General features: G+C 59.6%; 11 protein-coding genes. 6 read left to right on the forward strand and 5 right to left on the reverse strand.

Annotated elements, in window-relative coordinates; genetic code table 11:
* Nucleotides 1-2 precede the first annotated feature (2 nt).
* Complete coding sequence (locus tag E3Z29_RS17065) at nucleotides 3-479, reverse strand: GNAT family N-acetyltransferase (protein ID WP_134786407.1); 477 nt, start codon at nucleotides 477-479, stop codon at nucleotides 3-5.
* A gap of 412 nt (nucleotides 480-891) precedes the next feature.
* On the opposite strand from E3Z29_RS17065, the gene gabP reads away from it, so the two are divergent.
* A complete protein-coding gene (gabP, locus tag E3Z29_RS17070; RefSeq protein ID WP_047597273.1) occupies nucleotides 892-2292 on the forward strand; it encodes a GABA permease in 1401 nt (466 codons plus the stop codon).
* An 87-nt stretch (nucleotides 2293-2379) separates the two neighbouring features.
* Nucleotides 2380-3471, forward strand: coding sequence for a GlxA family transcriptional regulator (locus tag E3Z29_RS17075; protein ID WP_134786408.1), 1092 nt, complete (start codon nucleotides 2380-2382; stop codon nucleotides 3469-3471).
* Nucleotides 3472-3531: 60 nt separating this feature from the next.
* Here E3Z29_RS17075 and E3Z29_RS17080 read toward each other — a convergent pair whose 3' ends face one another.
* The gene (locus tag E3Z29_RS17080) at nucleotides 3532-5391 is read right to left on the reverse strand and encodes an ABC transporter ATP-binding protein (protein WP_134786409.1); all 1860 of its coding nucleotides are present in this window, start codon (nucleotides 5389-5391) and stop codon (nucleotides 3532-3534) included.
* Nucleotides 5392-5627: 236 nt separating this feature from the next.
* Here E3Z29_RS17080 and E3Z29_RS17085 point away from each other — a divergent pair, with 236 nt between their 5' ends.
* Nucleotides 5628-6389, forward strand: coding sequence for a hypothetical protein (locus E3Z29_RS17085; RefSeq protein WP_134786410.1), 762 nt, complete (start codon nucleotides 5628-5630; stop codon nucleotides 6387-6389).
* A 7-nt stretch (nucleotides 6390-6396) separates the two neighbouring features.
* Here E3Z29_RS17085 and E3Z29_RS17090 read toward each other — a convergent pair whose 3' ends face one another.
* Complete coding sequence (locus E3Z29_RS17090) at nucleotides 6397-6705, reverse strand: plastocyanin/azurin family copper-binding protein (RefSeq protein ID WP_098964039.1); 309 nt, start codon at nucleotides 6703-6705, stop codon at nucleotides 6397-6399.
* A gap of 14 nt (nucleotides 6706-6719) precedes the next feature.
* Nucleotides 6720-7688: a metallophosphoesterase gene (locus tag E3Z29_RS17095; protein WP_134786411.1), complete on the reverse strand. Its 969-nt coding sequence runs from the start codon at nucleotides 7686-7688 to the stop codon at nucleotides 6720-6722.
* Between the two features lie 153 nt (nucleotides 7689-7841).
* On the opposite strand from E3Z29_RS17095, the gene E3Z29_RS17100 reads away from it, so the two are divergent.
* From E3Z29_RS17100 to E3Z29_RS17110, 3 genes are all read left to right on the forward strand, one after another.
* The gene (locus E3Z29_RS17100; RefSeq protein ID WP_134786412.1) at nucleotides 7842-8354 is read left to right on the forward strand and encodes a sigma-70 family RNA polymerase sigma factor; all 513 of its coding nucleotides are present in this window, start codon (nucleotides 7842-7844) and stop codon (nucleotides 8352-8354) included.
* On the forward strand, nucleotides 8347-9087 hold the full coding sequence (locus E3Z29_RS17105) for an anti-sigma factor (RefSeq protein ID WP_134786413.1): 741 nt from the start codon (nucleotides 8347-8349) through the stop codon (nucleotides 9085-9087). The genes E3Z29_RS17100 and E3Z29_RS17105 overlap by 8 nt, the downstream gene beginning before the upstream one ends.
* A 138-nt stretch (nucleotides 9088-9225) precedes the next feature.
* A complete protein-coding gene (locus E3Z29_RS17110) occupies nucleotides 9226-11847 on the forward strand; it encodes an EAL domain-containing protein (protein ID WP_134786414.1) in 2622 nt (873 codons plus the stop codon).
* 29 nt (nucleotides 11848-11876) lie between these two features.
* On the opposite strand, the gene E3Z29_RS17115 is transcribed toward E3Z29_RS17110, so the two are convergent.
* On the reverse strand, nucleotides 11877-12845 hold the full coding sequence (locus tag E3Z29_RS17115; RefSeq protein WP_086791533.1) for an ABC transporter substrate-binding protein: 969 nt from the start codon (nucleotides 12843-12845) through the stop codon (nucleotides 11877-11879).
* Nucleotides 12846-12876: the final 31 nt, after the last annotated feature.

A 12876-nucleotide genomic window follows, 5' to 3' on the forward strand; every position in this document is an offset into this window, starting at 1 on the left:
TTCTACCGTTGTTTCGCCGGAACACTCTGACGCACATAATAATTGTCGAATTCACTGCTTTCGGTGAATTGGAAGCCATGGCGGGTATAAAAGCGATTCGAAGCACTTTCTTTGAGAGCGCCAACTTTAACAGGGAGCGCAGCCGCATCCGCCTCTTTGAAAATCTGAGTGAGAACAGCAGCCCCTACACCTGATCCTTGCGCGCTCGGTCTCACATACAAGTGGTCGAGCAAGAGTTCATTGTGGTGATGCTTGACCACTACAAAACCAACCCTCTCTCCAGATACCTCGATATAGCGTGTGTTGCGAGCGTCAAAACCGCCAAGAAACCGCTCACGCGCACGCACCGGATCAAATCGCCCGACACGCTCCAGACTTTCGCGCATGGCCTCAATTCGAATGGCTACAAGATTTTCCACGTCGCTTGGTTGAGCCGGGACCAAAATGACCGGGGAATTTTGATTGGGTGCGACGGGCATAGGTTGTGCTCTATTTACCATCCTGGAAGGCCAGTATAGAGAGCCTGACTTGTGGGGCCCAGTTTGGCTTCACCGTCGAATTCAGGCCCCATCTCAAAAACGAACATGACTTGGTCAATCTGGGTTTTGATTGCCAGAGCCTTGCGTGACCGACAGGTCTCCAATACGACCTGATGGTATTCACATGTCGATATCAGACACGATCATGGCGCAATCAGGCTATTGAATCGGCAGCAAGGCCGGCTAAGGTGCCGTGTCTTCCTATCAAAACAATCCCGGTCAGATCATGGGGTTGATAAGAACTGCGGCGGTTGGACGGGCTTCTTTCGGGAGTTTCAGCAGGCAACGATGGTGCTCGGTCGTGTGCCCGGTCAATTGCTTAAATGTCGATCAGCAGAGAATAAAAATACCGATGATCAGCCCGAACTCCATGGATTCGAGTAGCCAATTGGCGCAGGGCTTCAAGCCTCGTCACGTCACAATGTTGTCCATCGCCGGGATTATCGGCGCCGGTTTGTTCGTCGGTTCAGGACACGCGATTGCCGCAGCAGGGCCGGCGGTGCTGCTCGCCTATCTGTTTTCAGGTCTGCTTGTCGTGCTGGTCATGCGCATGCTCGGCGAGATGGCGGTGGCCAATCCGGACACCGGTTCGTTCTCCACCTACGCCGACCAGGCCATCGGCCGCTGGGCCGGTTTTACCATCGGTTGGCTGTACTGGTGGTTCTGGGTGTTGGTGATTCCCATCGAAGCACTGGCGGCCGGGCATGTGCTGCACCAATGGTTTCCGCAGGTCGATGCCTGGCTGTTCGCGTTGGGATCGATCATTGCGTTGGTGGTGACCAACCTGTTCAGCGTGTCCAAGTATGGTGAATTCGAGTTCTGGTTCGCCATGGCCAAGGTTGTGGCGATCATCGGCTTCATCGGGGTCGGTTTTGCCGTGTTGATGGGCTGGGTGCCCGACCGCGAAGTCAGCGGGTTGAGCGGCCTGATGGCCGAGCACGGCGGGTTTGCGCCCAACGGCTTGTCGGCGGTGGTCGGCGCTTTCATCACGATCATGTTCAGCTTCATCGGCACTGAAGCGGTGACCATCGCGGCCGCCGAATCGAATAACCCGGCGCAGAACATCGCCAAGGCCACCCGCTCGGTGATCTGGCGCATCGGCGTGTTCTACCTGCTGTCGATCTTCGTGGTCATCTCCGTGGTGCCCTGGAATGATCCGTTGCTGGCCTCGGTGGGCTCGTATCAGCGCGCCCTGGAAATCATGAACATTCCAAACGCCAAGTTCATGGTCGACGTTGTCGTGCTGATCGCCGTGGCCAGTTGCATGAACTCCTCGATCTACATTGCCTCGCGCATGCTGTACTCGCTGGGCCGTCGCGGCGATGCACCGAAAGCGCTGAAGGCGACTTCCGCGGCCGGTGTGCCACGCGCCGCCGTGATCGCCAGCACCGTGCTGGGTGCGTCGATCACCGTGTGGAGCTACTTCATGCCCGCCGGGCTGTTCGAGTTCCTGCTGGCCAGTTCCGGGGCGATTGCCCTTCTGGTGTACCTGGCGATTGCGGTGTCGCAGCTGCGCATGCGGCGGATATTGCAACAGCGCAAGGTCGAGCTGACCTTCCGCATGTGGCTGTTCCCGTGGCTGACGTGGCTGGTGATCGGCTTCATCTGCGCGGCGCTGGCGGTCATGATGATCACCCCGCAGCACCGCACCGAAGTCACCACCACCATTGGCCTGGCGCTGGCAATCTCCTTTATCGGCCTGATGACTTCGCGTCACCCTGCCCCGGCGGCACGCGCAACCTCGGTGGGCTAGGCGTTCACGCCGAAGCCGATATTCCCTTGGCGAAGACCAAGGGAATGACCGACGCCTGCATCTCAGACCGATTCCTGTGAGGACACGATGTCATCGACCCCCTCCGTGGCCGACGGTAAGACCCAATCCGTCGGGTTTCTGCTGTTGGATAAATTCACCCTCATGTCGCTGGCATCCGCCGTCGAACCACTGCGCATGGCCAATCAATTGTCGGGGCGAACGCTGTATCGCTGGCATACCTTCAGCCCCGGTGGAGCGCCGGTCTGGGCCAGCGACGGGGTCCCGATCACGCCGGACGCCTCGTGGAGCAACCCCGGCGTGGCGGACACGGTGATTGTCTGCGGCGGGGTCGGCATCCAGAGCGCGATCACCCGTGAGCACACCACTTGGCTGCAAGCCCTGGCGCGCCAATCCAGACGCTTGGGCGGCGTGTGCACCGGTAGCTGGGCACTCGCCAAAGCCGGATTGCTCGATGGTTATGAGTGCAGCGTGCATTGGGAATTTCTGGCGGCCATGCAGGAAGCTTTCCCACGCGTAAACGTCAGCACCAGCCTCTTCACCCTCGACCGCAACCGCTTTACCAGTTCCGGAGGAACAGCGCCGCTGGACATGATGCTGCACCTGATCGCCCGCGATCATGGTCGTGAGTTATCAGCCGCCATCTCGGAGATGTTTGTTTACGAGCGCATCCGCAACGAGCAGGACCATCAACGCGTACCGCTCAAGCATGTGGTCGGTACGCATCAGCCCAAGCTGCAAGAAGTCGTTGCGTTGATGGAGGCCAATCTTGAGGAACCGATCGAGCTGGACAACCTTGCCGAATACGTCGATCTGTCACGCCGACAGCTGGAGCGGCTGTTTCAGAAATACCTGCAATGCACGCCGTCACGCTACTACTTGAAGTTGCGGCTGATTCGCGCGCGACAACTGCTCAAGCAAACCTCGCTGTCGATCGTGGAACTGGCGTATGTCTGCGGTTTTGCCTCCACACCGCATTTCTCAAAATGCTATCGCGAGCACTTTGGGGTGCCGCCGAGCGACGAGCGCTCAGGTTCTGCAATGAGTCGTAAACGGATAACGCCGCCATCATCGATCAACACACTGACAACGCTCGATCAGGCGAGAAACGAATCGACGTTTGCCAGCGTTCGAATGATGGCGAGTGTCGATCTGGCTTGAATGAACCGAGGCAAATCGGCCGGGAACCCACAAGATGCCCCGGCCATGTGCCCTGCCCGTTTACGCCTGATCCAAAGCCTCAACCACGCCTTTGTCTTCACCCAGAAACCCGCCACTCTGATGCGCCCACAGCCGCGCATACACGCCGTTCTTCTCCAGCAATTCGGAATGGGTGCCCTGCTCGATGATGCGTCCGTCATCCATGACAATCAGCCGGTCCATCGCTGCAATCGTCGACAGTCGATGTGCGATCGCGATCACGGTCTTGCCCTGCATCATGTCATCGAGGCTTTCCTGAATCGCCACTTCGACTTCCGAGTCCAGTGCACTGGTGGCTTCGTCCAGCAGCAGGATCGGCGCGTTCTTCAGCATCACCCGGGCGATCGCCACCCGTTGCCGCTGGCCGCCCGACAGCTTGATCCCGCGTTCACCTACCAGAGTGTCGTAGCCGGTATGGCCCTGGCGGTCGCTGAGTTGGCTGATGAACTCATCAGCCTGCGCATTGGCAGCGGCGCGGCGGATCTGTGCGTCGGTAGCATCGGGCCGGCCGTAGGCGATGTTGTCGCGAATCGAACGGTGCAGCAGCGAAGTGTCCTGGGTGACCATACCAATCGCGCTGCGCAGGCTGTCCTGGGTCACGTGCGCAATGTTCTGGCCATCGATACGAATCTCGCCGCTGTCGACGTCATAGAAACGCAGCAGCAGGTTGATCAGCGTCGATTTGCCCGCACCTGAGCGCCCTACCAGACCGATTTTTTCACCGGGACGAATGCTCAGGCTCAGGCCATCGAGCACCTGACGCTCGCCACCGTAGTTGAACTTGACCTTGTCGAACGTCACCGCGCCGCCAGAAGTGACCAGCACGCCGGCATCCGGCGCGTCTTGCACTTTGGTGCCTTGGGTCAGCGTCGCCATGCCGTCCTGAACGGTGCCGATGCTTTCGAACAGCGAGGTCATTTGCCACATGATCCAGTTCGACATGCCATTGATCCGCAACGCCATGGCGGTAATCGCCGCCACCGCACCGGCGCCGACGTCGCCCTGGTGCCACAGCCACAGCGCATAGCCGCCGGCGGACATGATCAATGCCACCACCAAGGCCTGATTGACGATCTCGAACAGACTGACCAGACGCATCTGGCGAAAACCGGTCTGCTTGAAATCTTCCATCGCCGCCCGCGCAAAGTGCGCTTCGCGGTTGGAGTGGGAAAACAGCTTCACGGTGGTGATGTTGGTGTACGCGTCGGCGATACGCCCGGTCATCATCGACCGCGCATTGGCCTGCTCCTGGCCGACCTTGCCCAGGCGCGGCACGAAGTACCACATGGCCAGACCGAACAGCACGACCCAAGCAAGAAACGGCAACATCAGCTTCAGCGCAAAACCGCCAGCCAGGGCAATGATCGCGATGAAGTACACGCCAATCCCCGGCAGAATCTCGATCATGGTGAACAGCACGTCGCGCACGGCAAGCGCCGACTGCATGACTTTGGTCGTGACCCGGCCGGAGAACTCGTCGGAGAAAAACGAAAGGCTCTGCCGCAGCATCAGCCGATGGAAATCCCAGCGCAGGCGCAGCGGCAGGTTAATCGCCAGAATCTGGTGTTGGACCATGGTGCGCAACGCCACCAGCCCGACACTCAAGACCATGACGATGCCCATGCCCCACAACACACGGCTCTCCTGCACCGCCGCTTCGCCGCCGGCCTGCCACGTGGAGAGCAAATCGACGACCTGGCCGAGGAAGGAAAACAGCCACGCTTCATAGATCGACACAGCAGCGCTGAGCAACGCCAATGCCAGAATGTAGCCGCGAGCGCCGCGAGTGCAGGCCCAGAGAAATTTAGCCAGACCGTTGGGTGGCGGTGGCACCTCGTCAGGCGGGAAAGGGTCGAGTCTTCGTTCAAACACACGAAGCATGATGTTCTCCTGAACGTTCAAGTCAGGGAGATTCTGCCACCGATTGGATCCCGGGAGGTCTTTGTGAAAAAGTGTGTGCTCGTCAGTAAAGGCGCTGGCTGAGAACGAACAATTGGATTCGTTTACAACCTGAGCACTTCCTGAAGTGGCGATCAGGCTGTCCGGGCACTTGCCCTTATCAGTTGTATCGATATGCTCTGTTCGCTCCGCAGCTCACTTCAATCCGGATAAAGACAATGCTTCAGTTGATTGGCCAGACTACCGATATCAAATCAGCAATCAATGCGTTCAACGCCTCTTACCATGCTGATTTTGCTCACGTACGCAAAATTTCCAGTCGGTACCTTGCCGCTGATGTTTCAATAGAGCGTGCTGGCGAGCTCGCTGAGGCCTTATACGCCGCATTGGCCAACTGGGGAGCGTGTACGCGCAAGGCTCCGATACTCCGTCCAACTCAGCACATCGCTGCAGCGCTGAGCAGCAAGGCGCTGCATTCCAGGCTTGTGTGCCTCGACCGCATCGGACTGGATGCTTTGGATCTAGACCCTGCGGGCGGTCGAAACTTCATCCGAGAGACACCCTTCAGCTCGCTCAACCAATTTGATACTGAATTGCTAAGTATCCTCGAGGCGTTGGCGCATGCGCTCTTCATCAACAATACCAACGTCACTTATCCAATGAAGGCTTTACTACTGATCACTGGATTCATGCCCGCGTTTGACAGCCAGGTCAGAAAGGGTTTGCAACGTGCAGGAATATCCGGGTTCAGCGGCACACAGTACCTTCTACCAAAAAACGCCTATAGAGCCGCTGGCCAGCGCATTTGCCATCTACCATTTTCCTTGGGCCAATGCTGGCGCGACAATAAAGCGCTGCTGACCGAGGCAATTCTCCAGAGCAACTATCCTGAACTCAGTACAGAGCCAGGTCGAATCTTCGACGTCATCCTGTTTATGCAAAGATCCCCTGAGCGGCGTTTGATTTTGTCGGCTGGATAAAGAGCGTCTACTGCGTCACCACCACCTTCCCAATCATCTGCGGATGCAAAACACAAAAATATTCAAACTCCCCCGGCGTATCGAACACCCAGGAAAAGCTGTCATTGGTGTCCAGCGCTCCCGAGCGAAACACCTTGTGGGTTTCTGCCACCGTGTGCGGAATCTGATCGTCATTGACCCACGTCACCTTGGTGCCGACGGCCACGGTCAGGTCCTTGGGGGCGAACATGAATTCCTTGATGTCGATCTTCACTTCCGCGGCCCACAGCGGCATCGCCAGCAACAGGCCCATCAGCGCCAACAGTCGCGTTTTCATCGGTTCGCCCTCGGTTACACCAGTGTCGAATCAATCAGTGCCAGCGGATGATCGCCCTGAGTCGCGCGCACGTCGGTGATCCCCAGGTAATTACGCAATTGATCGGCCGCCACCGTCATCGGCCCCGGCGACGGTGCAGCACCCGGTGCCGGCTGCGGATACGCGGTGCCACGGGCGGTGTGGAAGGTGATATTGCCTTCGACTTTCTGGATCACCTGATGGATGTGCCCGTTGAGCACCGTCACTGAACCGTACTTGCGCAGCATCGCTATTGCTTGATCGCCATCCTCGGTGCCCCAGCCCCACGGCTGATAAATCGTCCACAGCGGGATGTGCGTGAACACGACGATGGGCGTGCTGCTGCTGACCGCACGCAAGTCATCCGCCAGCCAGGCCAGTTGATCGGCGCCGAGAGTGGCTTCGTGACCGGCCTGGAAGTTGAAGACGTTGATCAGCCCAATGAAGTGCACGCCGTGATCATCGAAGCTGTACCAGCCGTTGCCTTTGGTGCCCTTGCCGTAGCGCTCCAGATAAAGCTTGCCGCCGCCCTCGTCGAGGGTGTCGTGTTCGCCGGGCACGTAATGCACGGTGGATGGCAGGCCTTTGAGCAGCTGTGCGGCGGTGTCGAATTCCTCAGGTTTGGACAGGTGGGTGATGTCACCGGTGTGCAGGATCAGTGACGGCCGTTTGGGCAGTGCGATGACCTTGTCGATCGCCACTTGCAAGGTCTTCACCGGCTCCGGATTGGCTTCCTTGTTGAAGCCGATGTGCGAGTCGCTGATCTGTACGAAGTGAAAGCTGCTGGCCAGCGCTTTGGGATCGCTGACGTCACCCGCCTCGTCCAGCGCAAAGGCTTTGGGAATCCCGCCGCTCAAGGCCCAGAGGACTCCTGCCCCGGCCCACGCCGAGCATTTGAGCAGGGTGCGCCGGTCCGGGTTGAGCGGGCCGTCGGTACGCAACGGATGTTTTGCTTGAATGTCCATCGGTATGTCCTCGCGGGCGAACTACAGTGAGGTAGCTGACACGAGGTAAACCTGGCCGCGCGAGGCTTTATTCCACGGCAAAAAATAAATCTTTTGGCGCGAATAAAACCCGCCGCAGCATGGTTATAGGGGTGTGACGGTGCGGAACCGACCATGAAGCGATTTGAGGAACTGATTGCGCCCCATCTGGACGCGGCCTACAACCTTGCGCGCTGGCTCACCGGCAACGACAGCGCCGCGCGCGACGTCGTGCAGGAAAGCGCCCTGCGCGCCTTCCGGTTTTTGCAGCGTTTCGCCGATGGCAACGCCAAGGCGTGGTTTCTGACCATTGTGCGCAACGAAAGCTACACCTGGCTCAAGGCCTCGGCCGGACGCCATTGGGTCGCCATCGATGACGACATGGCGACTGACGACGGCCACCTGAGCCATAGCCAGACCCCGGAATTGCTGGCCATTCACACGGAAAACGCCGCGCTGCTGCAGCAAGCGCTGTGCGCCCTGCCGCCGGCGTTTCGCGAGGTGATCGTGCTCAAGGAACTCGAAGACCTGCCCTACAAGGACATCGCTCTGGTGGTCGATATTCCCATCGGCACCGTGATGTCCAGGTTGGCCCGGGCGCGGGCCCTGCTCAAGCTCGAACTACTGAAGTTGCACGATCATGAATGAACTCGACTGCACGGTTTGCCAGACACAGCTGCACGGCTATCTGGATCAGGAACTTGATCCGGCGACAGCTACGCAGGTGGCAGCGCACTTGAGCGCCTGCGCCGAGTGCGCGCGGCTGCATGATCAAGCGAAGTTGCTCAAGGTCAGCGTGAAGCGCCATGCGCCGTACTACCCCGCCCCCGCCTCATTGGCGGCCAGCGTATTCGCAGCCGACACACCTGCGCCGGGGGGCATCCGGCGCTGGCAAAAATGGCTGGCTCCGGGCTTTTCCGCCGCAGCGCTGGCCCTGGCGATGGTGCTGTATGTCGCCACTCCGGGCAGCGAGCAACCCTTGATCGACGAGGCCGTGTCCAGCCATGTGCGCTCGTTGATGGGCGAACACCTCAACGACGTGGTGTCATCCGACCGCCACACCGTCAAGCCCTGGTTCACCGGCAAACTCGACTTCTCGCCCCCGGTTTCCGACTACTCGGCGCAGGGCTTTCCCTTGCTCGGCGGGCGCCTGGATTACCTGCAACACCAGACCACCGCTGCCCTGAGCTATGGGCATGGCAAACACATCATCAACGTGTTCATCCTGCCGACGAGCGAGGCTGATAAAGCCGTGCAAAGCCAAAGCTTGCGCGGCTTCAATGTGGTGTCGTGGCAGGCCAGTTATATGCGTTTCGTGCTGGTGTCGGATGTGGAGAAAGCTGAGCTGCAGGCGTTGGGGCAGTTGCTCAGAGCGCAATAGCGTGGCCTCAAAGGCAAAATCCTCGCGCATTCACTACGCTTGAGAAATCCGCCGCAGCGCAATCGTCAGCAACAGATTGAACATTGCGCTCGGGCCGCTGTTCCAGATGAGCAAACCCAAGCTACCAAGGACGAGCATATGGACAGTTTCGCTCCTGCCACGCCGGTTCCGCCTCAGCAAAGCGCAATCACCCGCCGCCTGGCGTTTGCGGTCGGCACGCTGTTTATCGTCGGGGTGATTGCCGCTATCGGCACCCTGCTCGGCATTGCCGCTCGCCTGGATCGCGAGGATGTCGAGCAAAACCGTTTCTACACGGCCCGCGCCCTGGAAAACCGCATCAGCACCTCAAAGAGCTACATCACCAGTTACGCTGACTGGACCACCGCCTATGAGCACCTGCACACCCAGGTCGATACCGACTGGGCGTACACCCAACAGAACATTGGCAAGACGCTGTTCACCACTGACGGTTATGACGGCGTGTTCGTGCTGGATCGGCAGCGCACCAAATACGCCGTGGTGCAGGGACAGCAGGAAGACGCGGACATCGCGCACTGGCTCGCAGTGCCTGCCGCGTCGTTGATTGATCAGGTGCAAAACCAGTCTGATCTGACTGTGCCTGTCAGTACTTACTCGCTGTTCGACGGCTGGCCGGCGCTGGTCACGGCGGCGGCCATTCTGCCCAACGATGAGCGTCCGGTGGGCGATCCGCAACAGACATCGGTGCTGGTATTCGTCGACAAGCTGACGCCGGCCAAACTGCAAGCGCTTGGCGTGGCCTATGGACTGAACAACCTGACGCTGATTCCGGATGAACAGCTCAGCGGGGAGCAACCACGCGTGCCGCTGGACAGTACCGGTTTCAGCTTGACGGCAGATCTGAAGCGACCCGGGCAGCAATTGTTGTGGTCATTGCTGCCAACACTCGGCAGCGTGCTGGCAGTGCTGATGCTGTTGACCGCCTATTTCCTGCGTCACGCCGTGCGATCGTCGACCTACGTCGATCAGAGTTTCAGCACGTTGAAGACCTCGAATCAGGCGCTGGAGGCGGCCAACCACGCGCTGGAAGCCAGTGAAGAACGCTTTCGCGCCGTGGCCGAAGCCGCATCGGACTGGATCTGGGAAGTTGACAATCAACTGCGCCTGACCTATCTCTCGGCGCGCTTCAGCGAGGTGACCGGTTACCCGCAAACCGAGTGGCTGGGGCAAGGCATCGGGCAACTGGTGTCCTGCGATACCACGCCGCTGGAGCTGTGGCTGAAAAAACTCACCGAAGACAGCAATGCCAGCGACCTGCGCTGCACCTACCGCGATCACGCCGGGCAGCAACGCCACTGCCGGCTATCAGCGCGGCCGATCATCGAGAAACAAAGCGTGGTCGGCTATCGCGGCACCGCCAGTGACATCACCGACGAAGTCGCTGCCCATGCGCAGATCCAGCACCTGTCGATGCACGACGCCTTGACCGGCCTGCCCAATCGCAATCAGTTGTCGCGTTATCTGGATGACGCGCTGCTGCTCAAAGAGCATGCCCCGCCACTGTCGTTGCTGGTGATCGATCTGGACAACTTCAAGCCGATCAACGACTCGCTCGGCCATCCGGCCGGTGATGCGGTGTTGCAGGAAGTCGCCAGTCGCCTGCGCGAATGCACCCGTGAGCTCGACATCGTCGCCCGCCTGGGCGGTGACGAATTCGTCGTGGTGCTCAATGGTATGGACACTCGGCAAGAGGTCGACCGCTTTTGTACCCGGCTGGTCGAGAGCCTGCATCAACCGATGGTCTTCGAGCACCATCCGCTGCACGTCGGCGCCAGTATCGGTATCGCTCTGAGCCGCCGCCAGGGCTTCGTGCCCAGCGAGTTGATCCGTTGCGCCGACATCGCGCTGTATCAGGCCAAGTCCGAGGGCAAGAACACCTGGTGCTACTTCGAAGCGCACATGAACGACCAGATCCAGACCCGCCGGCAAATGGAAAGCGATTTGCGCGGTGCGCTGAAAAACGATGAATTCATCCTGCATTACCAGCCGCGCTACACCGTCGACGGCAAGCACATCGTCTCGGTCGAGGCATTGGTACGCTGGCAACACCCGACCAAGGGCCTGCTGGGGCCGGACGTGTTCATCGGCCTGGCGGAACAGACCGACCTGATCGTGGCGCTGGGGCGCTGGGTATTGCGTGAAGCCTGTGAAACCGCACTGAGCTGGCCGTCGGACATTCTGCTCTCGGTCAATCTGTCCCCGGCACAGTTTGCCCTCAGCGATGTCGTCGAAGACGTGCGCGAAGCGCTGATCCAGACCCGTTTCCCGGCCAGTCGCCTGGAACTGGAAATCACCGAAAACGTGATGCTCGTCGACACCGACGGCGCGCTGGCCACGATGAATGCGCTGAAGCAACTCGGGGTGCGGCTGAACATGGACGACTTCGGCACCGGCTATTCGTCGCTCGGCTACCTGCGCGCCTACCCGTTCGACGGGATCAAGATCGACAAACGCTTCATCGCCTCGATCAGCAACGGCGCCAACGATCGCGCCGTGGTTCAGGCGATCATCGGCCTGGGCAAAGCCATGGGCTTGACCGTCACCGCCGAGGGCGTGGAAACCGAGGAGCAACTGGAGATTCTCGGCAAGGATCAATGCAATGAGGTGCAGGGTTATTTCATGAGTCGACCAATAGACAAAACGGCGTTCGCCCGGTTGTTGCAAACCGCCAGAACCGGGCCGGCCGATCATTCGCCGTCGAAGAAAGGTCGCGTCATCTAGCCAAGCGGGCGTCCCTGCCCGGATTCGAACTAAAGCGTCGCGTCGATCTTTTTCGCCGCTGCATCGCTGACCCAGGTGTGCCAGATTTCCGGGTGTTCCTTGAAGAATATCTTCGCCAGTTTCGGCGAGTCGATGTGCTCGTTGGTCATGCGGGCCAGGTTCTGGTTCAGCAGATCGATGGGCAGATTGACCTTTTCCAGTACGCCGACCAGTTCGGGTGCCTGCGCATGGAACACGCTGGACAGGCCGACCTTGATGCTGATCTGTTTATCGACGCCGGGTTTCTCGCCCAGTTTGATCAGATCAACCTGACCCATCAGCGGGGTTGGCGACCAGTAGTAGAACAGGATCGGCTCGCCGCGCTTGTAGCTCGACAGCACCGCCGCATCGAGGGCCGGGCCGGTGCCGGGGCGGAAGTTGGTGTAGCTGGCTTGCAGGCCGTAGCTCTTGAGCATCTCGCTGTTTTCCAGTTCGCAGGTCCAACCGGCCGGGCAGTTGTAGAAACGGCCCTTGCCCGGTTCTTCCGGATCCTTGAACAGCGCGGCGTACTGCGGCAGATCGGCGATGTTTTTCAGGTTCGGCGCTTTGGGCTTGAGGTTGCGTTTGGCATCGCCCTCGACCAGATACCGCGGCACATACCAGCCTTCGGTGGCGCCAATGATCGGCGCACCGACACCCACGACCTTGCCGCTGCTGGCGGCCTTGTTCCAGACCTCGCTGCGCCCGACCCACTCTTCCGCCAACACTTGGATATCGTTGCTGCCCAAGGCGCTTTCCATGGTGATGGAGTTGCCGGGCAGCGTGTCGACGGCACAGCCGTAACCATCCTTGAGCACGATCTGCAGCACCTCGGTGAGCAACATGCCACTTTCCCAATTGAGCCCGGCGAACTTCACCGGTTTGCCCGACTCGCACCAACCGGCGGCCTGGCTCGACGCACTGACGGCCAACAGGCCGATGGAAAACAGGGGGGCCAACAGGCTGTTTGTTCTTTTCACAATCGCACGCTCCAACACAGTGAACAGGATT

It is taken from the genome of Pseudomonas sp. S150 (assembly GCF_004526365.1).
GTDB lineage: Bacteria > Pseudomonadota > Gammaproteobacteria > Pseudomonadales > Pseudomonadaceae > Aquipseudomonas > Aquipseudomonas putida_A.